22 protein-coding genes are annotated in these 26,277 nt (G+C 68.0%); 14 read left to right on the forward strand and 8 right to left on the reverse strand.

Annotated elements, in window-relative coordinates:
• Nucleotides 1–115: 115 nt before the first annotated feature.
• From AB0I34_RS41755 to AB0I34_RS41785, 7 genes are all read left to right on the forward strand, one after another.
• Nucleotides 116–1,153: an ABC transporter ATP-binding protein gene (locus AB0I34_RS41755; protein ID WP_360457440.1), complete on the forward strand. Its 1,038-nt coding sequence runs from the start codon at nucleotides 116–118 to the stop codon at nucleotides 1,151–1,153.
• A complete protein-coding gene (locus AB0I34_RS41760; protein WP_360457443.1) occupies nucleotides 1,150–2,130 on the forward strand; it encodes an ABC transporter permease in 981 nt (326 codons plus the stop codon). Before AB0I34_RS41755 ends, AB0I34_RS41760 begins: the two co-directional genes overlap by 4 nt.
• A gap of 3 nt (nucleotides 2,131–2,133) precedes the next feature.
• On the forward strand, nucleotides 2,134–3,162 hold the full coding sequence (locus AB0I34_RS41765; protein ID WP_360457446.1) for an ABC transporter permease: 1,029 nt from the start codon (nucleotides 2,134–2,136) through the stop codon (nucleotides 3,160–3,162).
• Nucleotides 3,159–4,163 (forward strand): ABC transporter ATP-binding protein, encoded by a 1,005-nt coding sequence (locus tag AB0I34_RS41770; RefSeq protein WP_360457449.1) that lies wholly within the window; start codon nucleotides 3,159–3,161, stop codon nucleotides 4,161–4,163. Before AB0I34_RS41765 ends, AB0I34_RS41770 begins: the two co-directional genes overlap by 4 nt.
• A 25-nt stretch (nucleotides 4,164–4,188) precedes the next feature.
• Complete coding sequence (locus tag AB0I34_RS41775) at nucleotides 4,189–5,586, forward strand: GH1 family beta-glucosidase (RefSeq protein WP_360457452.1); 1,398 nt, start codon at nucleotides 4,189–4,191, stop codon at nucleotides 5,584–5,586.
• Between the two features lie 124 nt (nucleotides 5,587–5,710).
• Nucleotides 5,711–6,880, forward strand: a complete 1,170-nt coding sequence (locus AB0I34_RS41780; protein ID WP_360457455.1) for an NAD(P)/FAD-dependent oxidoreductase — start codon at nucleotides 5,711–5,713, stop codon at nucleotides 6,878–6,880.
• 13 nt (nucleotides 6,881–6,893) lie between these two features.
• The gene (locus AB0I34_RS41785; RefSeq protein ID WP_360457458.1) at nucleotides 6,894–7,463 is read left to right on the forward strand and encodes an OsmC family protein; all 570 of its coding nucleotides are present in this window, start codon (nucleotides 6,894–6,896) and stop codon (nucleotides 7,461–7,463) included.
• A 19-nt stretch (nucleotides 7,464–7,482) separates the two neighbouring features.
• Here the strand turns inward: AB0I34_RS41785 and AB0I34_RS41790 are convergent, their stop codons facing one another.
• The 7 genes from AB0I34_RS41790 to AB0I34_RS41820 form a co-directional block, all read right to left on the reverse strand.
• Entirely contained in the window at nucleotides 7,483–9,021 is a 1,539-nt protein-coding gene (locus AB0I34_RS41790) for an alpha/beta fold hydrolase (protein WP_360457461.1), read from the reverse strand.
• Nucleotides 9,022–9,064: 43 nt separating this feature from the next.
• Nucleotides 9,065–10,831: a bifunctional UDP-sugar hydrolase/5'-nucleotidase gene (locus AB0I34_RS41795; RefSeq protein ID WP_360457464.1), complete on the reverse strand. Its 1,767-nt coding sequence runs from the start codon at nucleotides 10,829–10,831 to the stop codon at nucleotides 9,065–9,067.
• 292 nt (nucleotides 10,832–11,123) lie between these two features.
• Entirely contained in the window at nucleotides 11,124–13,199 is a 2,076-nt protein-coding gene (locus AB0I34_RS41800) for an NPCBM/NEW2 domain-containing protein (RefSeq protein ID WP_360457467.1), read from the reverse strand.
• A 32-nt stretch (nucleotides 13,200–13,231) separates the two neighbouring features.
• Complete coding sequence (locus AB0I34_RS41805; protein WP_360457470.1) at nucleotides 13,232–15,250, reverse strand: alpha-galactosidase; 2,019 nt, start codon at nucleotides 15,248–15,250, stop codon at nucleotides 13,232–13,234.
• The gene (locus AB0I34_RS41810; protein WP_360457473.1) at nucleotides 15,247–16,068 is read right to left on the reverse strand and encodes a carbohydrate ABC transporter permease; all 822 of its coding nucleotides are present in this window, start codon (nucleotides 16,066–16,068) and stop codon (nucleotides 15,247–15,249) included. The genes AB0I34_RS41805 and AB0I34_RS41810 overlap by 4 nt, the downstream gene beginning before the upstream one ends.
• Nucleotides 16,065–17,015, reverse strand: a complete 951-nt coding sequence (locus tag AB0I34_RS41815) for a sugar ABC transporter permease (protein WP_360457476.1) — start codon at nucleotides 17,013–17,015, stop codon at nucleotides 16,065–16,067. Before AB0I34_RS41815 ends, AB0I34_RS41810 begins: the two co-directional genes overlap by 4 nt.
• Nucleotides 17,012–18,295: an extracellular solute-binding protein gene (locus AB0I34_RS41820; RefSeq protein ID WP_360457479.1), complete on the reverse strand. Its 1,284-nt coding sequence runs from the start codon at nucleotides 18,293–18,295 to the stop codon at nucleotides 17,012–17,014. Before AB0I34_RS41820 ends, AB0I34_RS41815 begins: the two co-directional genes overlap by 4 nt.
• Before the next feature lie 205 nt (nucleotides 18,296–18,500).
• Between AB0I34_RS41820 and AB0I34_RS41825 the strand changes: the two genes are divergently transcribed.
• From AB0I34_RS41825 to AB0I34_RS41840, 4 genes are read left to right on the forward strand one after another with little or no spacing between them, the layout of a single operon-like run.
• A complete protein-coding gene (locus tag AB0I34_RS41825) occupies nucleotides 18,501–19,238 on the forward strand; it encodes an SDR family oxidoreductase (protein ID WP_360457482.1) in 738 nt (245 codons plus the stop codon).
• Between the two features lie 11 nt (nucleotides 19,239–19,249).
• The gene (locus AB0I34_RS41830; RefSeq protein ID WP_360457485.1) at nucleotides 19,250–19,990 is read left to right on the forward strand and encodes an FCD domain-containing protein; all 741 of its coding nucleotides are present in this window, start codon (nucleotides 19,250–19,252) and stop codon (nucleotides 19,988–19,990) included.
• Nucleotides 19,987–21,132, forward strand: coding sequence for a galactonate dehydratase (gene dgoD, locus AB0I34_RS41835; RefSeq protein WP_360457488.1), 1,146 nt, complete (start codon nucleotides 19,987–19,989; stop codon nucleotides 21,130–21,132). Before AB0I34_RS41830 ends, dgoD begins: the two co-directional genes overlap by 4 nt.
• Entirely contained in the window at nucleotides 21,126–21,941 is an 816-nt protein-coding gene (locus tag AB0I34_RS41840) for a hypothetical protein (protein ID WP_360457490.1), read from the forward strand. The genes dgoD and AB0I34_RS41840 overlap by 7 nt, the downstream gene beginning before the upstream one ends.
• A gap of 2 nt (nucleotides 21,942–21,943) precedes the next feature.
• Here the strand turns inward: AB0I34_RS41840 and AB0I34_RS41845 are convergent, their stop codons facing one another.
• On the reverse strand, nucleotides 21,944–23,749 hold the full coding sequence (locus tag AB0I34_RS41845) for a sialidase family protein (RefSeq protein WP_360457491.1): 1,806 nt from the start codon (nucleotides 23,747–23,749) through the stop codon (nucleotides 21,944–21,946).
• A gap of 132 nt (nucleotides 23,750–23,881) precedes the next feature.
• Between AB0I34_RS41845 and AB0I34_RS41850 the strand changes: the two genes are divergently transcribed.
• From AB0I34_RS41850 to AB0I34_RS41860, 3 genes are read left to right on the forward strand one after another with little or no spacing between them, the layout of a single operon-like run.
• Entirely contained in the window at nucleotides 23,882–24,502 is a 621-nt protein-coding gene (locus AB0I34_RS41850) for a bifunctional 4-hydroxy-2-oxoglutarate aldolase/2-dehydro-3-deoxy-phosphogluconate aldolase (protein WP_360457493.1), read from the forward strand.
• 45 nt (nucleotides 24,503–24,547) lie between these two features.
• Nucleotides 24,548–25,486: a sugar kinase gene (locus tag AB0I34_RS41855; protein WP_360457496.1), complete on the forward strand. Its 939-nt coding sequence runs from the start codon at nucleotides 24,548–24,550 to the stop codon at nucleotides 25,484–25,486.
• A 25-nt stretch (nucleotides 25,487–25,511) separates the two neighbouring features.
• Nucleotides 25,512–26,270, forward strand: a complete 759-nt coding sequence (locus AB0I34_RS41860) for a poly-gamma-glutamate hydrolase family protein (RefSeq protein ID WP_360457499.1) — start codon at nucleotides 25,512–25,514, stop codon at nucleotides 26,268–26,270.
• The last annotated feature ends 7 nt before the right edge of the window (nucleotides 26,271–26,277 follow it).

Raw genomic sequence — 26,277 nt, forward strand, 5'->3', positions numbered from 1 at the left:
CCCTAGGCAGACCGTCCTCAACCTCCCCCCCGCGGCCGCCCTGGGCGGCGCGCCCCGGGGCGCCCGGCCTGACCGCCTGGCGCCGCGGTGCCATGAACCGAGGAGTCCCGATTCCATGACGGTGACCGACACCGAGGTGGTCCTCGAGGCCGAGGGCCTCACCAAGCACTTCCCGGTACGGCGGAGGATCCGCGACCTGCTCACCCGGGATCGCCAGGCAGTCCATGCCGTGGACGACATCAGGCTCACGTTGCGCCGGGGACGGGTCACCGCACTCGTCGGCGAGTCCGGCTCGGGCAAGTCGACCGTTGCCCGGCTGCTCGCCCAGCTGTACGGCCGTACGTCGGGTGACATCCGACTGCACGGTGAGTCCGTCACGGTGAAGGGCGGCCGCAAGTTCCGCGCGTACTGCCGCCAGGTCCAGATGATCTTCCAGGACCCGTTCGCCTCGCTGAATCCGACGCACACGGTGCGGTACCACCTGACCCGCGCGCTGCGGATCCACGGCCGGGCCGGCACCAACGCGACCGAGCTCGAGGAGAACCTGCGCGACCTGCTGCTCCGGGTCCAGCTCACTCCCCCGGAGCGCTATCTCGACAAGTTCCCGCACGAGCTGTCCGGCGGTCAGCGCCAGCGCGTCTCGATCGCCCGTGCTCTCGGTGCCGACCCGGAGGCGCTGCTCGCGGACGAGCCGGTGTCGATGCTCGACGTGTCGATCCGGCTCGGCGTACTGAATCTCCTGCGTGACCTGAAGGAACGGCTCAACCTCGCCATCCTCTACATCACCCACGACATCGCCTCGGCCCGGTACTTCGCCGACGAGACCCTGGTGATGTACGCCGGACGCATGGTCGAGGGCGGCGACTCCGAAACCGTCACCCAGAACCCGGCCCACCCGTACACCCGGCTGCTGATCGAGAGTGCGCCGGACCCTGATCGCCTCGACCGCGTCGGCGATCCGCGCGCCCCGGAGGACCAGGGCAGCGGTGAGCCGCCGAGCCTGATCGCACCGCCCAGCGGCTGCCGGTTCCATCCGCGCTGCGTGCACGCGATGCCGAAGTGCTCTACCGATCTTCCGCCCCGCTTCGAACTGCCTGCCAACGACGGGCATTGGGCGGCGTGCTGGCTCTACGAGGAAGGGGTCGCGAAGTGAAGTACCTGCTGCAGCGGATCGCCTTCTACCTGTTCACCGCGTGGGCCGCGCTCACCATCAACTTCTTCATCCCCCGGCTGATCCCGGGCGATCCGGTCACCTCGCTGATCAACAAGTACCAGGGCCAGCTGAGCACGGACGCCATCCAGTCGCTCTACGTGCTGTTCGGCCTGGACAAGAACGCCAGCCTGTGGAGTCAGTACGTCGACTACTGGGGCCAGATCTTCCACGGCGACCTCGGGTTGTCGTTCACCTTCTTCCCGACGCCGGTCTCGGAGATCCTGCGGCAGAGCCTGCCGTGGACGATCGCGCTGGTCGGCATCACGACGTTCGCCAGCTTCATGATCGGTACGTCGCTCGGCGTACTGGCCGGCTGGCGGCGCGGCTCGTGGCTGGACGGACTGTTGCCAGTGACAACGTTCCTGTCGTCGATCCCATACTTCTGGCTCGGCCTGCTGGCCATCACGCTGCTGGCCGGACCGGACAGCATCTTCCCGTCGTCGGGCGGTTACGAGCCCGGCCTGGTGCCGTCCTGGAACAGCGAATTCATCGGCAGCGCGATCCAGCACAGCCTGCTGCCGGCCCTCACCATCCTCATCTCGTCGGTCAGCGGCTGGATCCTCAGCATGCGCAACATGATGGTCACGGTCGCATCCGAGGACTACATCACCGTCGCGCACGCCAAGGGCCTGCCCGAGCGCCGGGTGATGGTCAGCTACGCGGCCCGCAACGCTCTGCTGCCGAACGTGTCCGGCTTCGCGCTGGCGCTCGGCTTCATCGTCGGTGGCACGCTGCTGGTCGAGATCGTCTTCTCCTACCCAGGCATCGGCTACAACCTGTTCCAGGCCGTCGGTTCCAAGGACTATCCGCTGATGCAAGGCGTGTTCCTGGTGATCACACTGTCGGTGCTGGTCGCGAACCTGATGGCCGACATCGCCTACCTGCTCCTCGACCCGCGCACCCGGAAGGAAGGCTGACCCGTGTCCGCACCAGCCACCACCATCACCGCGGTCACGCCTGGGGGCCCGGAGGTCGCGGCCACCCCGGCCAAGCGCCGCCGGCTGCGGTTCGTCGCCAATCCGAAGGCCGCGACCGGTCTGCTCGTGCTCGGGTTCTTCTGCCTGATCGCGATCATCGGACCGTGGATCGCGCCGTACGATCCGTCCGCCCGCAGCAGTGACCTGATCCAGGCGCCGTCCGGCAAGCATTGGTTCGGTACGACGCATCTCGGGCAGGACATCTTCAGTCAGGTCCTGGTCGGCACCCGCGGCGTGATGTTCGTCGGCCTGCTGGCCGGCATCGTCGCGACCGCGCTGTCGATCCTGATCGGTGTCAGCGCCGGCTTCCTCGGCGGCGCCGCGGACGAGAGCCTGTCCGCGCTGTCGAACGTGTTCCTGGTCATCCCCGCACTGCCGCTGATCATCATCGTCGCCTCGACCATCCCCGCCGCGGGCGACCTGATGGTTGCCCTGGTCATCGGTTTGACGTCGTGGGCCTGGGGTGCCCGGGTACTGCGGGCGCAGACCCTGTCGCTGCGTCGGCGTGACTACGTCGAGGCGGCCCGGGCGACCGGTGAGAGCACCTGGCGGATCATTACCGCCGAGATCATGCCGAACCTGACCGCGATCATCGCCTCCGGCTTCGTCGGCACGGTGATCTTCGCGGTCATGTCGGAGATCACGCTCGCGTTCATCGGCATCTCGACGATCTCCGAGTGGAACTGGGGCACCATCCTGTTCTGGGCGCAGAGCCAGCAGGCTCTGGCGCAGGGCGCCTGGTGGTGGTTCGTCCCGGCCGGACTGGCGATCGCCATCCTCGGTACGGCGCTGTCGCTGATCAACTTCGGCATCGACGAGTTCGTCAGTCCGCGGTTGCGCAGCAGCGGCCACACCAAGGTGAAGACCAAGGACGGTCACTCGGTCCGGATGCGGGTCGGCTTCACGCCGGTCCTGGGTGCCAAGGATGCCCCGGCGACTCCCGTCGTACGGCGTAAGGAGGAGGCCGCATGAAGGAGCCGGTGCTGGAGATCAAGAACTTCCACGTCGACTACGGCCTCGGCGACCAGGCGGTCCAAGCGGTTCGCGACGTCACGCTGACGTTGCACCGCGGCGAAGTACTCGGACTGGCCGGTGAGAGCGGGAGCGGCAAGTCGACCCTCGCGTACGGCGTCACGCGGCTGCTGCCACCACCCGGCGTGATCAGCGGCGGCTCGGTCGTCTACCACCCGCCGAACGGCGATGCGTACGACGTGATGGCGCTGACCGACCCGGAGTTGCGGGCCTTCCGCTGGGCCGAGACGTCGATCGTGTTCCAGGGCGCGATGAATTCGCTCAACCCGGTGCACAAGGTCTCGACCCAGATGCTCGACGTGATCAGGGCGCACGAGCCCGGCCTGTCGCCGTCCGCGCGGACCAGCCGGGCACACGAGATGCTGAAGCTGGTCGGCATCTCCGCCGACCGGATGGACGCGTACCCGCATCAACTGTCCGGCGGTATGCGGCAGCGGGTGATGATCGGGATGGCGCTCGTGCTCGAACCGCAGATCGTCATCATGGACGAGCCGACCACCGCACTCGACGTGGTGATGCAGCGGCAGATCCTGGCCCAGTTGGTCGAACTGCGCGAGCGGCTCGGGTTCTCGGTGCTGTTCATCACGCACGACCTCTCGCTGCTGGTCGAGTTCTCGGACCGGATCGCGATCATGTACGGCGGCCGGATCGTCGAGGAGGCCCGCTCCGCCGACCTGTACACCGACTCCCTGCACCCGTACAGCGAGGGACTGCTGAAGTCCTTCCCGGCGCTGCGCGGTCCGCGCCGGGAACTCGCCGGGATCCCGGGCTCACCACCCGACCTGCGCGGGATGCCGTCGGGCTGTTCGTTCCATCCGCGCTGTCCGCACGCGTTCGACCGTTGCTCGGCGGAGATCCCGGTCCTCGGTGTCCCGTCGTCGCGCAGCGATCCCAGCCGTTCCGTTGCCTGCTGGCTTCCCGGCCGCGTGCCGGTCGCCTGATCTCTCCGACATCCGAAAGGCCACAATGAGCACAACTTCTGTCTCGGGGGACGCCGACCTCATCGCGGGACTTCCGGCCGGCTTCCGGTGGGGTGTCGCGACGTCGGCGTACCAGATCGAGGGTGCGGTGAACGTCGACGGCCGGACGCCGTCGATCTGGGACACGTACTGCCGGGTGCCCGGTGCCATCGACAACGACGACACCGGTGACATCGCCTGCGACCATTACCACCGGATGCCGGCGGACGTTGCCCTGATCAAGGATCTCGGCCTGGACACCTATCGGTTCTCGGTGGCGTGGCCGCGGGTCCAGCCGCGCGGCAAGGGCCCGGTGAACCGGGCCGGGCTCGCGTTCTACGACCGGCTCGTCGACGAGCTGCTGACGCAGGGCATCGATCCGTGGGTGACCTTGTACCACTGGGATCTGCCGCAGGAGCTCGAAGACGCGGGCGGCTGGCCGGTGCGCGACACGGCGAACCGGTTCGCCGACTACGCAATGCTGGTGTTCGAGGCCTTGAGCGACCGGGTGAACACCTGGACCACGCTCAACGAGCCGTGGTGTTCGGCGATGCTGGGCTACGCGTACGGCGCTCATGCGCCGGGGCGGCGTGAATACCCGGCCGCATTGGCTGCTGTGCATCATTTGCTGCTCGCGCATGGCCTCGCCACGTGCCGGATGCGTGAGGCGTCACCACGCAAGCTCGACATCGGCATCACGTTGAACGTTGCCACGGCGTACCCGGCCTCGGACGCCCAGCCAGACGTCGACGCGGCCCGGCGGGCGGACGGAATGGGCCGGCGGATCTACCTCGATCCATTGGTGCACGGTCACTACCCGGCGGACGTGGTGGCTGACCTGGCTGCTGAGGGTGTCGAGCTGCCGGTCGAGGATGGTGACCTCGAGATCATCGCGGCGCCGATCGACGTACTGGGGGTGAACTACTACTTCAGCCAGAAGTTCACCGGGTACGCCGAGGACGGCAGCACCGTCGACTCCAGCGGCCTGCCGGTCAGCCGGACGCTTCCGTTGAACAAACCGCGCACGGCGATGGACTGGGAGATCGTGCCCGAGGGCTTCACTGATCTGCTGGTCGGCATCAGCCGCGACTACCCGGGTCTGCCGATGGTCGTCACCGAGAACGGCTCGGCCTTCGACGACATACCCGACTCGACCGGCTTCGTCGCCGACGCGGACCGGACGGCGTACTTCACGTCCCACCTGGCCGCTGTCGCTGCCGCGATCAACCAGGGCGCCGACATCCGCGGGTACCTGGCCTGGTCCCTGATGGACAACTTCGAATGGGCCTACGGTTACGCCAAACGCTTCGGCATCGTCCGGGTCGACTACCAGACCCAGTCCCGCATCCCCAAAGCCAGCGCCCTCTACCTGAAGGACCTCGCGGAGCGGCACCGCTCCCGCTGACGCGCGCCGTACCGCGGCCCGGGCAATTGTGGAGGATTCGTGACGATCGGATCCTCCACCTGGTCTCCAAGTTTCCGGCGGCGTACCCCGCGCAGAGTCGTCTCATCGGAGATGGGGGCGCGAGATGTACGACGTTGTGGTGGTTGGGGCTCGGTGTGCGGGGGCGGCGACTGCTCGGTTGGTGGCCGGAATGGGGCACGACGTCCTCATGGTCGACAAGACGCGGCTGCCGAGTGACACGTTGTCGACGCACGGACTCATTCGCGGCGGCGTTGTCCAGCTCGCCCGGTGGGGGCTTCTCGATCGCGTTCTGGCCGGCGGTGCGCCGGCGATCACGCACGTTCTCTTCGGCATCAACGGGGAGCCGAAGGTAAGGCGGATCAAAGAGCGCGCCGGCGTCGACGTCCTGGTCGCGCCACGTCGCCGGATCCTCGACGGTCTGCTGGTCGACGCAGCGATGGAAGCGGGTGCAGAGCTCCGGACCGAGGTGACCGCGACCGGCCTGCTGAGATCGGACGACGGCCGGGTCGCCGGCATCGTCGGCCGATCCGCGGACGGCGACCGCGTCGAGCTGCCGGCCCGCGTGGTCGTCGGCGCGGACGGCCGTGGCTCTCGGATGGCCGGGTACTTCGGCGCCGAGACCTACGAGCAGTCCACGTCGCCGTGCGCGGTCTTCTACACCTACGTGACCGGCCTCAGATCGGACACGTACGAGTTCCACATCGCGCCGGACACGTTCGCCGGCGTGTTCCCGACGCATGACGGCGCGGCGTGCGTCTGGCTGATCCGGCCGACTCCGCTGCTCGAACCGATCCGTACGGCGGGCTCCACACGGACCGCCGCGTTCGTCCAGCAGCTCGAACTGCTGGTGCCCGACCTCGGCCACCGAGTCCGCGCCGGACGTGTCACCGCACGGCTGCGTGGAATCGCGAATCTCCCGAACTACCTTCGCCAGTCCCACGGCCCGGGGTGGGCGCTCGTCGGCGACGCCGGGTACCACCGGGATCCGATCACCGGGCACGGCATCACCGATGCGTTCCGTGACGCGGAGCTGCTGGCGATCGCGATCGACCGCAGCCTCGACGACCCCACGCTCGAACGGGCCGCGATGACGTCGTACCAGCGGACGCGGGACGCCATGCTGCGTGAGGTGTTCGATCTGACCCGCGCCCTGACCGCCTTCCCACCACCGGACCGCTTCGTCGAGCTGCAACTCCAACTCAGTGAGGCGCTCGAACGCGAGGCCGACGAGCTCGCCTCGTTTCCCGGATTCACAGCGCATCTGGCCGCATGAAAGGAACAGCATCATGACCGCAGCCACGACCGACAACCGCCGCAACGGTGTCGACACCGCCACCTTGTTCGCGACGCTCGACGCCGTCAAGGCACAGCCCGAGATCGCCCGCTTCCAGTTCCGCGCCACCAATCGGTGGATCAGCGGCACGCACAACCGCGGCACGATCAACGCGTTCTACGGCGCCGGGCAGGAGAACACCCGGCCCGCGGACTTCACGTTCGACGCGGACCACCCGCCGGTGCTGGTCGGCAACGACAACGGCCCCACACCGGCCGAGCACCTGCTGCACGCACTGGCCGCCTGCCTCACGTCCGGCCTGGCGAACATCGCCGCGGCCCGGGGCATCGACCTCGAGGAGGTCACCTCGACAGTCGAGGGCGACATCAACCTGCTCGGCATCCTCGGACTCGACCCCGAGGTACGCAACGGCTACGAGGCGATCCGCATCGTCTTCCATGTCAAGGGCGACGCCGAGGCCGAGAAGCTGCGGGCACTGGTCGAGCAGTCGAAGAACCGCTCGGCGGTGTACGACGTGATCACGCACGGCGTCCCGGTGTCGATCGACGTCGCCACTGCCTAGTGTCCCGAGTCGGAAGACACTAGTTGCATCGGGCCGCGCGGTACATCCCGTCCTCGACCGGCTCGGTCGCGATCCCCGAACCAGCGAGCAGATCACGCACCCCGGGAGTCAGCCACACCGATCCCGGAGGTGCCTGGTCGGCTAGTTCGATGGCGACCTGTACGCCGTACGCGTCGAGCTCGGTCTCGTCCCGCGGTACTTCTGCGATCGCGACACCGAGCTTGCCGCCGTCCTGCAGGTTGGCGAGTCCGGCACGCACCGCGGTGGCGGGACCGTCGAACAGCACCACCGCCCGGCCGCCCGGACCCGCGCACCGACGGCCGCCCGCGCCCGCCAGGCTCGCGGCCAGGTCATCGGCACCCGATCCAGCCGGCGCGATCACCGCCGCCAACGCCGGCGCGTGCCCCGCCGGATCGGGAAGCTCCCGCAGGAACCGCTCGATCGGGTCGAGGATCTGGTCCGGGTTCCCGGAGACGAAGTGGTCGGCGCCGTCGAGCAGTTCCAGCCGCGCGCCGGGAATGCGGTCGGCGATATACCGCGAGCCGCCGACATGGACGAGCGCGTCGCCGAATCGATGGAGCACCAGCGTCGGTACCCGGACCGCAGGCAACGCGTCACGCACATCCACGAGCGAGTTCATGTCCAGCAGCGCCCGCACGGTGGACGGTGTCGCGGACGCTCGCATGCGCTGCGCCCACCATTGCTGCATCGGTACGTCGGCCGACGGGCAGCGCATGCGCATGTCCGCCTCCCAGTCCCACCTGTTCACCAGCTGATCGGTGTAGTCGCTCCACTCTTGCTTGGTCTGCGCCCACGGATAGTCCGTTGTCGAGATCCGCTTGGCGTAGGCGCCGTACAGGACCAGGCCCACGACCCGCTCCGGGTGAGTGGCGGCGCACAGGATCGCCATCGGCCCGCCTTCGGAGTACCCGATCAACACCGCTCGCTCGGAACCGACCGCATCCATCACAGCGAGGACGTCGTGCATCCGAGTCTCCAGGTCGGGCAGGTCGGACGGGCGGTCCGACATCCCGGTACCGCGCTTGTCGAACCGGATCAGCCGGCCGAAGGTCCCCAGCCGGTGGAGGAAGTGAGCGTGCCGTGGATCGGCCCAGTCCAACTCGAGATGGGACACGAACCCGGAGATCAGCACGATGTCGAGGTCACCGCCGCCGGTCACCTGATACGCGATGTGGAGACCATCGCTGACGGTGTAGCGGACCGGCTCGATCGGCCGCGGCTCGGTCGGCGTCCCGGCCGGCGCGACGAAACGGTAGCCCCGGCCGTGCAGGGTCCGGATCATCCGCTGACTGTGACCGTCGTCGCCGAGCGCGCGCCGCACCTGCTTGATCCGGCTGGTGACGGCCGCCTCGGTGACGAAGCGGCCGCCCCAGACCCTGTCCATCAACTCCTCTTTCGCAACCACCCGGTCACGGTGCGAGACGAGATAGGAGAGAACATCGAACGCTTGCGGCTCCAGTGGCACAGGCACTCCGGCCCGGCGAATCTCGAACAACGCCGGGTCGAACTCCAGATCCCCATCGAACGTGAGCACCACATACCGACTATGGCACCGGAAACCGCAGGCGTCGTCGGGCCGACTAGTTCTTCTGGGTCATGCGTGTCAGTGGCGCCGGGGTCAAGGTCGTGTGGGCCTTGAGGTAGGCGGCGAAGGTTTCGTGGTCGGTGTTGTTGCGGACCGGGTCGGTGTAGCTCTTGAACGCCGCGTACCCGTCGGCGCCGATCACGGTGTAGGCGAGGGCGGCCACCCGGTAGGTCTTGGCCGGGTCGAGTGCGGCGCCGTCGATCTTCACGTCGGCGGGATCGGCACGGTCACCGACCGGCCGGCTCACGTCGAACGAGTAGCTGACGTTGCCCGACACCGCGAGCGGCGCGAACTTCACCGTGCCGTCGGTCTGCGTCTGCCACTGCTGCTCGAGTACGGCGTCCAGCTGCGCACCGGTGAGGCTCACGGTCAGGACCGGGTTGCCGTACCCGTACGCGTCCCAGGACTCACCGAGCATCACCCGGCCGTCGGCATCGCCCGGCTTGTTGCTGTTCGCAACCAGGAGGTCGGCGCGCAACGCCGTACTGCCGATGGCGGGTTTGGCGGCGATGATGCCGAGGTCGGCCTCGCCGTTCTGCCGGGCGGTCCACAGGTGGACGTCGGCGGCCAGATCGGCCAGGGTGCTCTCGCCGGCGGAGTTCGCGGTGCGGGTGAAGTCGCCGGTGATGGTCGCGACCGGTTCGGCGTACTTGCGATCACCGGCGGCGGCCCAGTAGTCGACGATCTTCTGGATCTTCGGGTCGGGCGTGACGTCGCGGGTGACGGCGTGGTTGGCCGACGTGGTCTTGTCGCGGAGTACCTCACCGGTGCGGCCGTCCAGCTGGAGGTTGATCTCGTTGATCAGCCGGCCGTGGTTCGCGGCCTCGACGACCGGGCGCGGGTTGCCGTCCGGGTCGGGGATGCTGCAGTTGAACGCGGCGTGCCAGTGACCGGTGACGATCGCGTCGATCTGCGGCGTTACCGTGCGCGCGAGTTCGACCGCCGGACCGGTCGGATTCACGCAGTCGTCGTACGTCGCGGACGCGTCGGTACCGCCGTCGTGCATGTTGAGCACGATCGCCTTCACGCCCTGGCGGGTCAGCTCCGCCGCGGCACGGTTCGCCGACTCGACCGGGTCGAGTGCGGTCAGCTCCGGCTGGTACGACGTGGAGCCGACGGGAGTGTCCGGGACCGTCATCCCGATGAAGCCGATCGGGTAGCTGCGGCCGTGGTCACGCACCCAGCGGATCGTGTACGGCGCGACGATCGTACGGCCCTTGGCGTCGACGATGTTGGCCGACTGGAACTCGAAGTCCGCCCCGCGGAACCGGCGGCCGGTGGAGTCGGTGAAGCAACTGTCGACACCGACCTCGCCGAAGCACTTGCCCTTGGTCATGTGGTCGACCAGGAAGCTCTTCGAGATGTCGAGTTCGTGGTTGCCGACGCTGGAGAACTCGACGCCGAGCGCGTTCAGCACCTCGATCGTCGGCTCGTCCGCGTGCGCGTCCACCTCGAACGGCCAGCCGGAGAAGTTGTCCCCGTCAGCGAAGAAGATCGAGTTCGGGTGACCGGCCTGGATGCTCTTCAGATGCGTGGCCAGGTACGCCGCTCCGCCGACGACCTGGGTGGTCCCGCCGGGGCCGGCGATGGTCCCGCCGTCGGCCGGCGACGGAGGCCGCAGGTAGCCGTGGAAATCGGTGATCGAGACCAGTTGCACCGGTACCGATGTGGTAACGGCCTGGGCGGCCGGTGGGGCGAGGCCGGCGGTCAGCAGGACCGCGAGTCCGGCGGCGAGGGCGCGTGGGCGGCGTACTCTGCGCACAATTGTCTCCTCAAAGGTCGAAACGAGCACTTCCCGACAGAAGGAGACTGCCTCACCATGAACAGGATGTCACCATCAAACGGCGAGTCTCCGAATCTCGAAGGAATCCACCCGCCCGCGCCAGGACCCCCTGCCCGCCACCCAGAAGATCTGATCCAATACCAACGTGGTGGCCGGTGGTCCCGCGAAGCCTCCGGCCACCACCTCGCCCGTCCATAGCCCATCGAGTCGTGGATTTGCGCAGTCGTCTGGACGATTCCCGAGCAACGATCCACGACTCGATGGACGAGCCTCAGCAGGTTGCGGTGGGAGCGGCCCAGTCGGCACGGTCGTTGTAGCCGCCGTCGCCGGCGTCGCCGACGAAGAGGTCGAGGACGCGGACTCCGGTCAGGTCGACGTCGACCGGCTTCGGGTGGTCCCGGTCCACAACGCCGCTGTCGTACAGCACCTTGCCGTCGCCGATGACCTGGAAGGTCGCGGTGCCGCCTTCCGGCCCGACGTTGCGGACCGCGTCATCGATGCCGACCGTCGCGGTCAGATGGGAGCACGCCTTGCCCAGGTAGTAGCGAACCGTGGACGGCGTCGCCACGCCGATACCCGTCGGGTACGTCGTACTGACCAGGCTGATCGGCGATCCGCCACCGACGCTCTCGTCGACGGTCGGCGACATCCAGCCGCTGGTCGCGCTGATCCACTCGTGATGCGAGAGCGGCACGGTGCCCGTCGGCGGAGCCGGAGCCACCACCACCGGCGACACAGTCGACTGCCGCTGTACGCCGTACCCGATCGTGTCGTACGACGTCGACGCGGTGAGGCTCGCGGATCCGGGGGCGGCACCGGCGGGCAGTTTCACGGTGAAGCGGTACGTCGCCTGCTGTCCACCGGCAAGGAGGTCCGGAGCCTTGGTCAACGACTTGACGGTCCACCCGGTGCCACCGGCAACCGTCACCGCCGGCTTGAGCACCGGGAGCAGACCGTCGTTGCGGACGGCAACCTGCACCGTCAGTTCGTCGCCACCGGCAACAACCGGAGCGACTCCGTCGGGCTGCACGTCGGTGCCGACGTTCGTCACCTGCGGAATGCCGGCGGTCACATGCGGGATCCCCGGCACACCACGAGCCGGCTCGACCCGGAAGAGCGCCGTACCGTGCGCCGGAACCGCCGCGCTGATCGTGCCTGCGCTCTCGGTGACCTTGTTGGTCCACGCGTTCTTCAGCGTGAACCGCGCACCCTGCAGACCGACCGCCGAGGCCGTCGTCGTGATCGTCTTCGCACTGTCGCCGCGGTTGAGCAGGACCACGGCGCGGCCGCCGTCAGCGAGTCGCTTGACCCACGTCTCCGTCGTTCCCGCGGCACCGACCCGGACCGCCTGAACCGCTGCCCGGTCCTGGTTGATCGCGAGTACGTCGGGATCGGTCAGCATCGAGATCGTCGTCGCGCTCAGCTTGCGGATGTCGCTGCCGACCACGAGCGGCGCCGCGGCCACGGCCCACAACGTGAGCTGGGAGCGGAACTCCTCGTCAGTCATTCCGAGCTCGGGCGCGAGGTAGTCGGGGTCGCTGAACGCACCCGGCTTGACCACCTCAGGGTGCCGCGCGTTCGCGTCGTAGTTGCGCAGTACGTCCTTGAACTTGATGTCGCCCTGGAAGCCGACGTCGGTGTACGTCCGCCACGACTGGGCGATCCCTGGTGCGTACGACCAGGAGAAGATCGACTGCTGCGACTCGGGATAGTTGCCCCAGTCCGGTGAGGTGACCGGGTTGCAGAGGTTGAAGATCATCGGCCGGTGGCTGGCGTTGTTGCGCAACGCCTGGGCGAACTCGGTGAAGACCGTCTTCGGGTCCAGGTTCGCCGCGATGCCGCACAGGTAGTCGACCTTGACCGCGTCGAAGCCCCACGCGGCGAACTGGTCCGCGTCGCGCTGGTAGTAGCCGCCGCTACCGAGCCCACACTTGCCCGGAATGTACGGCCCGGCGTCGGTGTAGATGCCGGCCTTCAGGCCCTTGCTGTGGATGTAGTCGACGAGCGGCTTCAGTCCGTTCGGGAACTTGGCCGGGTTCGGGACCAGGTCGCCGGCGTCGCTGCGCGACTGGTCGGCCTGCCAGCCACCGTCCAGCCAGACGATGTCGTAGCCGGCCTTGGCCAGCCCACGACTCACCAGCGAGTCGGCGACCGACTTGATCGTGTCCTCGGTGAAGTCACCACCGAGTCCGTAGTAGGTGTTCCAGCCCATGTACGGCGTCGGGCTGAGCACCGGAGCCGCGGCCTGAGCTGTGGCCTGAGCCGCCACAGCCTGGGTTGTCGTGGTGATCGCGAACGCTCCGGCCACCAGGGCCGCAGCGATCACCCCACCAAGTAGTCGCTTCATCTGTTGTCCTTTGCTGCCGTTGAGCGGAACGGTCAGTCGAGGGCTTCGACGACCAGGCAGTTCGAGTCGGTCGAGCCGTCCCACCGGACGCCGACCTGCAGCAGATAGCTGCCCGGGTGAACCTCGTCGCCCACCCGGTAGTTCTTCGCGGGATCGAGGCCGGCCAGCGGCACTCGCCGCGGCCGGGTCGGCAAGGTGCCTCGCACGTTGCCGTCGCCGGTCTCCCACAGAAACACCACGGACCGGGTGGCGCCGACGTACTGCACGCCGGCGGACAGTCCGTAGACCTTGCTGTCGGCGACCAGCTCGCGGATGCCCTGGTATTGCTCGATGTACTGCGCCGCAGTGGCCAGTTGCTCGCCGTTCCACCGCGACAGGTCGGCGCCGATCCCGAGTACGCCGGCCATGGCGACATGGAACCGGAAATCGAGGGATCGTTCGCGTCCGTCATGGGTGCCGACGGCATCGGTCACCCACGAGCTCATCAGGTGCGGAGCGAAACCGGTGCGGAAGCCTTGCTGGATCCTGAGCCGATCCAGCGGGGCCGTGTTGTCACTCGGCCAGAGCGTGTCGACACGCGCGGCCATCCCGAGGTCGACGCGCGCGCCGCCGCCGGCGCATCCCTCGACGTACACCTCGGGGTGCTCGACGCGAAGGCGGTCGAGGATCGCGTAGAGGTTGGTGACGACACGACCGTCGAGGTCTCGCCGCTGGTCGCCGGAGTCGAGCCGAGGGCGGTTGGCGTCCCACTTCAGATACTTGATCTGGTACGTCGACAGCAGGCGGTCGAGCGTGGCCCAGATGAAGCCGGCGACGTCGTCGCGACTCAGATCGAGGAGGAGCTGGTTGCGGATCAGGACCGGGTCGCGGCCGGGAGTGCGGAGGATCCATTCGGGGTGTTTCGCGGCGAGCTCGGACCTCGGGCTGACCGATTCGGGCTCGACCCACAGACCGAAGTCGAGGCCGATGTCGTTCAGGCCGGCGATGAATCCGTCGAGGCCGTTCGGGAACTTGGCCGGGTCGACCTCCCAGTCGCCGAGGCCGCCGGTGTCGTCGGAACGTCCGATGAACCAGCCGTCGTCGACCACGAACGTCTCGACGCCGATGCCCTTGGCGCGTCGGGCGAGCTCGAGCTGGTGGTCGGCGCGGATGTCGAACTCGGTCGCGAACCAGGAGTTGTACAGCACCTTCGGCGTGCGCTTCCGCGACAACGACCGCTCGTACGCATGGAAAACGCGAGCGAGTCCGTCGGCACCTTCCGCACTACACGCCCCGACGGCCTTCGGCGAAACCCACGTCTCCCCCGGCCCCAGTGTGATCCCGAGGCTCTGTGACACTCGTCCGGCCTGGATCCGCACCTGCCCGGTGGTGTCGACGTCGGCGCTCATCTCCCACGACCCACTCCACGCGAGCTGGACGCCGTACGCCGTACCTCCGTCCTCGACGGACAGGAACGGTGAGTAGGAATGCCCGGTGATCCCCTGCGCACTGCCGATCGTGAACCGGCCGCGGTCGAGCGCGACCTCGGCCTGCTGGAACTCGCTGTTCCACTCGCCCCACAAGTACCTCACCGTCGCGCCACCGGTCGTGGGCACGGTGAAACCTGCCGAGTCGTGCCGATGCAACCGCAGTTCGTCGTTGCCGTCGTTGTGCACGGCAGCCCACCGCTCCACCGCGTCCGCGACCACTCGGTAGTGCAGCACAACGCACACCGCTCGCAGCTCATCGCGGAATGTGAGCTCCAACTGCTCCCCCGCCGCGGGGTGGTCGCCAGTCGTTGCACCCGAGAAGACCAGGCGGAGTTCGTCGGAACCGTCCGGGCCGGAGATCACCAGATCCACCGGGGATGCGTAGCGGACGCCGCGGACGGCGTACTCCAGAGGTTCTATGTCGGCTCGTGGAAGGAAGTGCTCGGTGCCTACCGGGGCTACGACAGATGGGCCTTCGGTGACCGCGTGGGGGCCCCAGGCAATCAACTGGGCCCACTGGTTGTGGTCGGGGACACCGACGACGTACGACGTGGTTGCGCCGCGCAACGTCCACGTCTTCACTTGACGGCTCCGATGGCAAGCCCGCCGACGAAGTGCTTCTGGAACCGGAGGAAGACCGCCACCGTGGGGACCGCGGCGATCACGGTGCCGGCGGCGATCACATTCCAGGACGAGACGAACAAGCCTTGGAGACCGAGCAGCGCCGGTGTGACCGGCATCTTCTCGCCGGACCGGATCACAGTGATCGACCACAGCAGATCGTTGAAGATCCAGGTGAAAGACAGAGCACCAAGTGCGGCAAGCGCAGGACGCGTCAGCGGCAGGATCACACTCGCGTAGATCTTGCCCGGCCCGGCACCGTCGATCGTCGCCGCCTCCTGGATCTCCCGCGGCAGATCCCGCATGAACCCGTGCAGCACGAACGTGTAGAACCCGAGCCCGAACCCGACATGAACGGCGATCAGCGCGATCAGCGTGTCGTAGTACCCGATCAGTTCGACGAACCGCGAGATCGGGATCAGCAGGATCTGCGGCGGCAGCAGGTTACCCATCAGCATGAGCAATAGGATCGTCCGCCGGAACGGGATGTTGTACCGCGCCAGCCCGTACGCCGCGATCGACGCCAACCCCAGACTCAGGAGCACCGCCGGGATCGTCACCAGCAGGCTGTTGATCAAGGCCCGGAACTCGTCCGCGTCCTCCCACGCCGACTTGTACGTCGAGAACGTGAACGAATGCGGCAGCGACCCCAGCCCGTTCGCGGCGACGTCGTCGAAGCTGCGGAACGAGATCACAATCACCCAGAGGATCGGTGCGACCCACAGAATGGAAACAAGCCCCATCGCCACGTGGTAGCCCGACGTCTTCAGGCGGTTCATGCTTCCTCCCGGAAGGCACGGATCAGGTAGCCGAGGATGACGGCGAGGGCGAGTAGGAAGATCACCACGGCCAGGGCGGAGGCGTAGCCGAGTTGGGTGGACTGGAAGGCGGTCGAGTACATGTAGGTGCTGAGCAGCTCGGACGAGTGGTACGGGCCGCCCTTCGTCATCGACCAGACGATGTCGAACGATCTGAGCGAGTCGATCACGATGACCGACAGCACCACCGAGTTCACACCCTTGAGCTGTGGGATCGTCACGAATCGGGTCCGCTGCCAGGCCGAGGCACCGTCCACCTTTGCCGCCTCGTACAGCGCGGGGTCGACGGCCTTCAGGCCGGCCAGGTACAGGACCATCACGTACCCGATCTGCCGCCACAGTGCCGGGACGATGACGGCGTACAGGGCGGTATCCGGGTCAGCCAGCCACGGCCGGACGAAGTTGCCCAGGCCAACAGTCCGGAAGACGGTGTCGACCAGGCCATCGGGTTGGTAGAAGACCCGCCAGATCAGTGCGGTGACGACCAGCGAGAACACCACCGGGGTGAACAGCGCGGCCCGGTAGATGCCGACGCCACGGCGTTCGCGCTGCAGCAGCAACGCCATCCCGAAGCCACCGATCACGCTGAACCCACCGAACAGCACCAGCCAGATCGCAGTGTTCTTCAGCGCGGTTCGGAAGATCGGGTCCGACACCATGTCGCTGAAGTTGCCGAACCCGACGAACGACGGCGCCGACAACCCGTCCCAGTTCGTCAGCGCCAACCAGAACCCTTGCAGCGCGGGCCAGAACACCCACACCGCCTCGATCGCGAACGGCACCAGCACGAACGCGAGGATCAACGGCGACACCCGGCGCGGGCCAGAGCGCTTGGTACGGCGGGACGCGCCCCCGCCGGCCCGTGGTGCGGACCGGCCGGGAGCCGTCTCTGCCAGGGTGGAAGTCACGCTGTGAAGACCTTCTCGGCGGCGGTCTGCCAGGTCTTGAGGATCTGGTCGATCTGGTCCGGCTTGTCCAGGAACTTGGTCAGGGCGGCGTCGGCCGTCGGCTGGAGTGCGTCACTGGAGTCGCGGTTGAAGAACTGGGTCAGCTCCGCCGCGCCCTCGATCATCGCCTTGCCCTTCTTCACCAGCGGCGTGTCCGCGGACTTGCCGTCCGGGTTCGCGGGGATCGCCGTACCGGACGAGCTCTGCACGTAGATCTCCTGCGCCTCCGCGGTCGCGAGCCAGGTCATGAGCTTCTTCACGCCCTCGGGATCCTTCGCCTTCTTCGAGGCGAAGTACCCGTCCGTCGGCGCCTCTTCGGCCACCGGTACGGCGGGATCGATGATCGGGAACTGGAAGAAGTCGATGTCGTCCAGCGCGTCCTTCGGCGCGGAGTCCGCGAAGAAGGTGCCGATCAGGAACATCCCGGTCTTGCCGGCCAGCAGTGCCGACGTCGCCTCCTGGAACGGGAAGGACTTGCCCTTGGGGTCGAAGTACGGCAGCACCTCGCGCCACTTGGTGAAGACCGCCTTCACCTTCGGGTCGGTGAAGTCGCCCTGGCCGGCCAGCAACTGGCGGTGGAACGGCGCGCCGTTGATCCGGATGTTCAGGTAGTCGAACCAGGCCGACGCGACCCACGGGGTGTCGCCGAGGCCGATGCCGATCGGCGGGATGCCCTTGCTCTGGATCGTCTTGCAGACCGCGATGAACTCGGACCAGGTCTTCGGCGGCGTGACGCCCCACTTGGCGAAGTTCGACTTGCGGTAGAACATGCCCCACCAGTAGTAGCTGGTCGGCACGAAGATCTTCTGCCCGGCACTGCTGGTGGACAGCGTCTGCATCGACTTCGGGTAGTTCGTCATGCTGTCCCACACGCTCGACACGTCGAGCAGCAGGTCCTTCTTCGCGTACGAGTCCGCGACCGACCCGGCGTACCAGGTGTAGACATCCGGCGGGTTGGCCGACGTCAGGTACGTCGGCAACTGGGTCCGGAAGATCTCCGCCGCTACCGTGTTCAGCTTGACCTGCGACCCGCCGGTCTTGTTGTACGCCGCAACGAGCTTCTCCATCGCGGCCTTGGCCTGCTCGCTGGAGAGGTTCGACTGCAGCGAAAGCTCACCAGTGGCCGCGCTGCCGCTGCCCGGACTGTTCGTCGAGGTCGCGCACCCGGGCACCAGGGCAGCTGCCCCGAGCAGTCCGAGTCCCTTGAGGAAAGTCCGTCGATCTGCTGCCAGACCCGTCATACCCAAACTCCTGAGATCTGCTCGACCAGCGCGCCAGTCGAGTGAGTGGTGTGTTGCGGACGATCTTGCGGCGGGCCGTCGCAGGTGTCAATATTAATTCGTAAATTACGAGCAAATCGGTTGACCTGGCATCGACGTCACGGTCAACTGGTGCCTCGTTCATCGTTGGAAAGCTCTGCCCGGCATGCTTGGGTGGAGCTGGGCTGTGGAGGAGGCGCACGTGCGGCTGGGTGGGCGGGTGATCGTGGTGACCGGTGCCGCGTCCGGGATCGGTGCGGCCTGCGTGGAGCGCTTCCTCGCCGAGGGCGCGTCCGTGGTCCAGGTCGACGTACAACCGTGCAAGGAGTCGCCCGGCCAGGCGATCGCCGTACTCGGTGATGTCTCGTCGCCGGACACGTGGGCCGAGGCCCGGTCCCGCGGCCGCGACGAGCTCGGTCCGATCGACGGCCTCGTCAGCAACGCCGTCTTCGTCGACGTGAAGCCGGCCCACGAACTGTCGCCGCCGTCCTGGCAACGACAGCTCGATGTGAACCTGACCGCAGCGTTCCTCGGCTTCCAAACCTTGTACGACGACCTCGCGGCCGGCCGCGGATCCGTCGTACTGATGTCTTCGGTGCACGCACTCGCCGGCCTCCCCGGCCATCCCGCGTACGCGGCGACGAAGGGTGCCCTGGTCGCACTCGGACGGCAACTCGCGGTCGAGTACGGCGGTTCGATCCGGGTGAACACCGTGCTTCCGGGCCCGGTCGAGACCGCGATGTGGGACCGTGTCGACGCCGAGAGCCGCGAACGCAGCGCGAAGGCGACGGCGGTCGGCCGGCTCGGCCAACCGGACGAAGTGGCTCAGGCAGTCGCGTTCCTGCTGTCGTCGGAGGCGTCGTACGTGACCGCCACCACGCTGGTGGTCGACGGCGGCTGGTCCGCGGTGAAGGACTCGGCGTGAGGGAGAACGGTGTGACGGGGATTCAGCGCGGCGTGACGCGGGGACTGCACGGCCAGATCGTCGAGGTGATGGCGCAGCGCATCCTGTCCGGGCAGATCCCGGAGGGCTCGACCATCAACGTGACGGACCTGCAGGCCGACCTCGGTGTCAGCCTGACCGCGGTCCGCGAGGCGCTGAAGGTGCTGACCGCGAAGGGCCTCGTCGACGCGCGACAGAAGCGAGGCACGTTCGTCCGGCCGCGGTCGGACTGGAACCTGCTCGACGCGGACATGATCCGCTGGCACTTCGACGACGACGTACGGCCCGAACTGCTGGAGGAACTGCACGAGGTTCGCGGCATCGTGGAACCGGCCGCCGCCCGGCTGGCCGCGCTGCGGGCCGACGACTCACACCTGACCGCCCTGGACGCCGCGCTCGAGGAGATGGCGTCGGCGACCGACGACCTCGCCGCGGCGATCGCCGACCTCGCGTTCCACCGGGCGCTGCTGGCGGCGACGGGGAACGAACTGCTGACCAAGATGGAAGTGATCATGGAGACCGGCCTGGCTGACCGCGACCGGTTGGTGCACAAGGTGAAACCGTCGGACGATCCGTTGCCGAGCCACCGCCGCGTGGTCGACGCCGTCCGGGCGCACGACCCGGTCGCCGCCGAGCAGGCGATGCGCGAACTGCTGGCGAAGGCGGCCGAGGACCTCACCGAGGTCCGCGGATCCTCCCCGCGTGGGTCGAAGCCGCGTGGGCGGCGCGCGTGAAGATCGAGAGGATCGAGACGTTCCTGGTCCCCCCGCGCTGGCTGTTCTGCCGGATCGAGACGAGTGACGGCGTGGTCGGCTGGGGCGAACCCGTGGTCGAGGGACGCGCCGAGGTCGTCCGGACCGCGATCGAGACCCTGTCGGAGTACCTGATCGGCCAGGACCCGCTGCAGATCGAGCGGCATTGGCAGGTGCTGACCAAGGGCGGCTTCTACCGCGGCGGTCCGGTGCTGAGCAGCGCGGTTGCCGGCATCGACCACGCACTGTGGGACATCGCCGGCAAGGTGTACGGCGCTCCGGTCGCATCACTGCTCGGTGGACGGGTGCGCGATCGGGTCCGGGTGTACGCCTGGGTCGGTGGCGATGAGCCGTCCGCGATCGCCGATCAGATCGGCGAGCAGGTCGCGGCCGGCATGACCGCGGTGAAGATGAACGGCAGTGGACAGATCCAGCCGTCGCCGTCGGTTGCCGAGATCAACGGCATTGTCACTCGACTGACCGCTGCCCGGGAGGCCCTGGGCGACTCGCGCGATGTCGCGATCGACCTGCACGGCCGGGTCGGGGTGGCCGGAGCCCGGCGGATTCTGCACGCGGTCGAGGGACTGCAGCCGATGTTCGTCGAGGAGCCGGTGCTGCCGGAGCACATGGTGCATCTGGCGGAGGTCGTCGGCAGTTCGACGGTCCCGGTGGCGTTGGGCGAGCGGCTGTATCACCGGTCCGAATTCGTCGCACCGTTGAACGCTGGGATCGCGGTCGTGCAGCCGGACGTCTCCCACGCGGGTGGGATCTCCGAACTGCGCCGGATCGCGGTGCTGGCCGACGCGCATGGCGCCCTGTTGGCGCCGCATTGTCCGCTCGGGCCGATCTCGCTTGCGGCGAGTCTGCAGGTGTCGTTCGCGACTCCGAACTTCCTGATCCAGGAGCAGAGCCGGGGCATCCATTACAACGTTGCGAGCGACCTCACCTCGTACGTCACGGACCCGACTCCGTTCACGTGGGTCAACGGTCATGCGGAGTGGAATCCCTTGCCTGGCTTGGGAATCACGGTCGACGAAGCCGCCGTCCGCGCCGCTGACCAGACCGGCCACGCCTGGCGTAACCCCGTCTGGACCCACCCAGACGGCTCCTTCGCCGAATGGTGAGCGAGCACACCGACTCCGTCGGTTCGGTGGCGATCGACGGCACCGACGGCGGCCGCTGGACCTCGCTCCGGCTCGCCGGGCGCGAGTGGCTCTGGTCCGGCCCCGGCCTCCTGACCGGTCCCCGGACAGGACACCAGACCTTCACCGACGCCGGCGGGCTGGACGAGTGCTTCCCCACCGTCCGTGGAGACCCTGACCACGGCGGCCTGTGGAACCAGCCCTGGGAAACCTCCGTCACCTACGCCGGCACCACTCTGACTCGGACGTTCACGGGTGACGCGGACACTGTTGCCGTCGACTACAGGTTGCAAGCCCCACCTGGCTTCCGCTTCATCTGGGCGGCTCACGCACTTCTCGACTGCGCTGTCGGCGCCACCATCTCAGCGCCGCCCGGCTCCGACTGTCGCCTGTACCCAGAAGCAGCCGGCCTGCTGCCAACCCCCTGGCCGGCCAACGCGCCGTGGATCACCGCGACCTGGCCGCGGCCAGGCGGGATCGACCTCGGCGCCTACGGGCCATCCGACGCGACGGCTGTCGGGGCCATCCTTGTCGACTGCCCGACCGTGAGCGTCAGGGACCGCGGCGCCGAGCTCACCTGGACATTGAGTTGCCCCGGGCAACCGGTCTCGACCGCGTTGTGGCGCAACCTCGCCGGCTTCCCCGACGAAGCGCCGTACCGGAGTCTGGGGGTGGAGCCGATGCTGGGTCGCGTCTTCGACCTGGCCGAGGCCGGGCCGGACGACGCTGCCGTCGTCCCCGCGAGCGGTGAGCTGGCCTGGCGGTTGACCGCCTCCGCCAGGCCGGTCTGATGTCACCCGAGCGGCAGATCGAGTACGGCGTTCGGAACCGTGGTGCTGTTGGTCGTGCGGATGCTGTTGAGCTCGGTCGCGGTGAGGGCTCGCTTGTAGATACGAACCTCGTCCAGCGAGCCGTCGAAATGATGCGCGCCGTCGAGCCGCTGGCCGACGTACATCTTGAACGGCCGACCCGGACTGACCGACCCGGTCGGCGCAGCGACGGACGCGGCCTGGGTTCCATCGACCCAGACGGACAGCGTGCCGGCCTTGCGTTGCAGGGCGACGTGGTGCCACGCATTGTCGTTGTAGGACCTGGTCGTCGCGACCGACGCGGTCTGGCCGCCGGTGGTGATCAAACCGCGGATCCGACTGTCCCCCGGCTCGGCGCGCAACCAGAACTGGGAGAACTCGTTGATCCCATAGCCCCAGAAGATCGCCTGGTTCGCCGTACTTGCGCCGTACTTGATCCACGCCGTCGCGGTGAAGTCGCCGGCACCGACCGCGAGCGACTCGGCGAACGGGAGCTGGATGGCGTCGTCGACGCCGTCGAGGTCGCGGGCCTGGCCGAACTTGCCGGCGACCGAGGTGGTGCCGCCGCGCAGGTAGCTGTTGTTGCCGAGACCCGAGATGTCCGGGGTGGTCGTGCCGAGCGGCGCGTCCGGGTGACCGATGTCGTTCTCGGTGAAGCGTGCGAAGCGGATCTGATCACGGGCGTCGACCGCACCGCCCTCGTACAGCAAGCCGATCTCGCCGGTGTCGAGGATCGCCATGTCGGAGTACCCGGACCAGTCGCTGGTGATCCGGGTGCCATCGGCAACGGACTGCCAGGTCTTGCCCTCGTCGAAGCTGGACCGGATCGTCATGTACCGGCGGCGCTCCGGATCAGCCGGTGCGGCGAACAGGATCCGGTTGTACTTGTCACCGCGATCCACCGCCCGCAACCGTTGCAGCGAGCCCTGAACGGTCGGCGTCGTCAGGCCGGGAATCGTCGCGTACGGCGCCGCGTAGGTCTGACCACCGTCGTTGCTCACCGCAAACATCCGGCTGGCTCCCGCGCTGCCGGCGTTGTTCCGGGCACCGGCATAGATGCCGCCGTCAACCTTCTCGACGACGCTGATCTCCTGCGGCGTCGCATCGGAGCGCAGGTCGGTCGCGCCCTTGTGCCAGGTGTCGCCGTGGTCGTCGCTGTAGACCAACTGGCCCGCGTTCTTGCCGGCTCCGTTGTCGTAATTCGTACCGGCGACCAGCCGTCCGGCGTGCACACCGCGGGTCAACTGGATCCCGTGCACCGGCCCGGTGGCGTACCAGCCCCAAGCCGGATCGTCGATTTGATCACCGATATTTCTGGCCGTGCTCCACGTTCTCCCGTCGTCGTCGCTGAACTGCACGTACGGCGTCCGCGGGCGCGTCGTCGTACCGGGGTCCATCGTGGTGAGCAGGACGATGCGGCCGGTCTCGTAGTCGACGATCGGCGCCGGGTTGCCCCGGGTGGCGACCGCGTTCGGGTCGGAGTCGGTGCCGGCCAGCACGGTCTGGGCCGCCGACCAGGTGCGGCCGTCGTCCTCGGACCTGCGCATCACCAGGTCGATCTCCTGGGAGTCGGCACAGTAGGACCGGCGGGCCTCGGCGAAGGCGAGCAGTGTCCCCGCCTTGGTCTTCACGATCGCGGGGATGCGGTAGCAGCCGTAGCCGGCGTCGCCTTTGTTGAAGAGCACGGTCTGGGTGATCGCCGCCTGCGCGGGCCCGGCAGGTACGGTCAACCCGGCGGCGGCGAAGCCGATCGCCGCGGCGGAACTGATCAGGGCTCGGAGTCTGGGCATGGGCGGATGCCTCCACGTGAGCTGAAACCGGACAACAGGACGTTGCTTGTCACTTCACGATGCAGTGTTGCGAGGATATAGGACGTCCTATGTCCAGAGCGATCCCCTAGCGTGGACTTTCGAGGAGGACTTATGGAGCTGCTGACCGAACTCCGGCACCGCAAGGTGCTGGCCATCATTCGCGCCGACGGGCCGGATCGCGCCCTGGACTGCGTCCGCACGCTGGTCGACGCCGGGATCACCGCTCTGGAGGTCTCCCTGACCACCCCGGGCGGCGTCGACGCGATCGCGAAGGCGCGCTCGGAGTACGACCCGAACATCCTCATCGGGGCCGGCACCGTCGTCACGGCCGCTCAGGCCGACGAGGTCGCAGCCGCCGGGGCGGGCTTCGTCGTCACCCCCGCGATCACCCGCGGCGCCCATCGGAGCGTGGACCTCGGTCTGCCCCTCCTGTGCGGAGCTCTCACCCCGACCGAGGTTGTCGCCGCGCTGGATCTCGGCGCCACCGCGGTCAAGATCTTCCCCGCCAAGGTCTACGGGCCTTCGTACTTCCGCGAGCTCCGTGCACCGTTGCCCGAGGCTCCGCTCCTCGCCGTCGGCGGGGTCGATGCGCAGACCGCACCGGAGTACCTGGCTGCCGGAGCGCTGGCTGTCGGTGTCGGCTCACCGCTGCTGGGGGACGCGGGCACCGGCGGATCCCTCTCCGCTCTCGCCGACCGCGCCGCCGGGTTCCGCGCCACCCTCGGCGTTTGACCTTCCGCACCGCCCTCGACGTCTGAACCACTTCGGAGTTGTGAGATGACCGACCTTCTGACGATCGGCGAGACCATGGTCTCGTTGCGGACCGCTCGCGCGATGCGGCTGGGCGGTGACGCGCACCTGTCGATCGCCGGCTCGGAGAGCAACGTGGCGATCGGAGTGTCCCGGCTCGGGCACCAGGCTGCCTGGGTAGGTGCTGTGGGCAACGATGAACCAGGGCGGCTGATCCAGCGCACGCTCCGGGCCGAAGGTGTCGACGCGCGTCGCGTTCGATTCTCGGACGAGTCGTTCACCGGGTTCATCGCCTTCGATCAGCCGTCGCACGACATCACCCGGGTCAGTTATCACCGTCGCGGCTCGGCTGGCTCGACGGTCACCGCCGACGAGTGCATCGCCGCTCTCGAGGCGACCCGACCGCGCCTGCTCCACGTCACCGGCATCACCCCGGCGCTGTCCGCGACCACTCGCGCCGCGACGCTGGCCGTCGTACGGAACGCATTCGCCGCAGGCGTGCAGGTCTCACTCGACGTCAACTACCGCGCGCGGCTCTGGTCCCGCTCGGACGCGGCAACCGCACTCCGCGAGCTTCTCCCCCATGTCCACACCGTCTTCTCCTCGGACGACGAACTCGACATCCTGACCGATGCACCCGATGCGGTCGCCGACCTCCTCGGCTCAAGCGACGTCGACCAGGTGATCGTTACGGCCGGCGGCAAGGGCGCCTGGGCTCACACCGCCTCCGGCACCATCCACCGCCCGGCCCTCCCGGTCACCGTCGTCGACAGCATCGGCGCCGGCGACGCCTTCGTCTCCGGCTACCTCTCCGCCACCCTCGACAACCTCTCCCCCGACTCCCGCCTCGACCGAGCCACCACCTCCGGCGCCTTCTGCGTCACCGCCACCGGCGACTGGGAGTCTCTCCCCACCCGCCCCGACCTGACCCTCCTCACCCATACTCAAGGCACCGCCCTCCGCTGACGCACACTGTGGGACCCTCGAAGTGGTGGGAGGGGGAGCTGTGGACGACGCGGCCGAGAGGTATGGGACGAACAGTGAGTTGTACGCCGACACGTCGTTGACCGAAGGCGTCGACTACGGACGGCGGTACCGGCGGCACGAGTGGTTCGACGACGACCTGGCCGGGCGGGTCGAGGTCCAGCGGACGACGATCCTGGCACCGCATGGTGGAGGGATCGAGGCCGGTACGTCGGAGCTGTGCCTGGGGATCGCCGGCTACCACCCGGCCGACCTCGAACCGACACCGACGGACGGGCCGGTCCACGACTACTGGATGTTCGAGGGTCTGCGCTCGACCGGCAACGCCGAGCTGCACGTCACGTCGACCGGCTGTGATGACCACGTCGCGTTGTCCATGACCGGCGGATCGCTGAACGCCGTTGGTCTGCACGGATGCACGACGGCTCAAGCCGAACTACCCGACGACACCAAGGCAGTTCTCGTCGGCGGTCGCAGCGCCGCCTTCAAGTCAGCTCTCCTCGAGCGCCTGATCGAGAGCGGAATCCTGGCGATCGACGCCGCCGCCGTCCCGGCCCTCAACGGCGACGAGCCGACCAACATCGCCAACCGCACACTGCTCGGCGCCGGTGCTCAGCTCGAACTGACCACTCCGCTGCGCCGGGCCATGTTCCGCATCAACACCCGCGAAGACCGTAAGAACACCACCCGGCGGCCCTTCTGGACCTTCACCACAGCCGTCCGCACGGCCATCGCGGACCTCGAATCCATCCAGCCCATCCCCTGACGTTGTG

The organism is Kribbella sp. NPDC050281, from assembly GCF_040655855.1.
Lineage (GTDB): Bacteria > Actinomycetota > Actinomycetes > Propionibacteriales > Kribbellaceae > Kribbella.

What these genes read in the sequence shown, in the direction of transcription:
- AB0I34_RS41850 (WP_360457493.1), top strand. Translation starts at nt 23,882, where the DNA reads ATGGAGCTGCTGACCGAACTCCGGCACCGCAAGGTGCTGGCCATCATT.
- AB0I34_RS41845 (WP_360457491.1), bottom strand. Translation starts at nt 23,749, where the DNA reads ATGCCCAGACTCCGAGCCCTGATCAGTTCCGCCGCGGCGATCGGCTTC.
- AB0I34_RS41840 (WP_360457490.1), top strand. Translation starts at nt 21,126, where the DNA reads ATGGTGAGCGAGCACACCGACTCCGTCGGTTCGGTGGCGATCGACGGC.
- AB0I34_RS41855 (WP_360457496.1), top strand. Translation starts at nt 24,548, where the DNA reads ATGACCGACCTTCTGACGATCGGCGAGACCATGGTCTCGTTGCGGACC.
- AB0I34_RS41770 (WP_360457449.1), top strand. Translation starts at nt 3,159, where the DNA reads ATGAAGGAGCCGGTGCTGGAGATCAAGAACTTCCACGTCGACTACGGC.
- AB0I34_RS41775 (WP_360457452.1), top strand. Translation starts at nt 4,189, where the DNA reads ATGAGCACAACTTCTGTCTCGGGGGACGCCGACCTCATCGCGGGACTT.
- AB0I34_RS41810 (WP_360457473.1), bottom strand. Translation starts at nt 16,068, where the DNA reads ATGAACCGCCTGAAGACGTCGGGCTACCACGTGGCGATGGGGCTTGTT.
- AB0I34_RS41820 (WP_360457479.1), bottom strand. Translation starts at nt 18,295, where the DNA reads ATGACGGGTCTGGCAGCAGATCGACGGACTTTCCTCAAGGGACTCGGA.
- AB0I34_RS41755 (WP_360457440.1), top strand. Translation starts at nt 116, where the DNA reads ATGACGGTGACCGACACCGAGGTGGTCCTCGAGGCCGAGGGCCTCACC.
- AB0I34_RS41780 (WP_360457455.1), top strand. Translation starts at nt 5,711, where the DNA reads ATGTACGACGTTGTGGTGGTTGGGGCTCGGTGTGCGGGGGCGGCGACT.
- AB0I34_RS41800 (WP_360457467.1), bottom strand. Translation starts at nt 13,199, where the DNA reads ATGAAGCGACTACTTGGTGGGGTGATCGCTGCGGCCCTGGTGGCCGGA.
- AB0I34_RS41785 (WP_360457458.1), top strand. Translation starts at nt 6,894, where the DNA reads ATGACCGCAGCCACGACCGACAACCGCCGCAACGGTGTCGACACCGCC.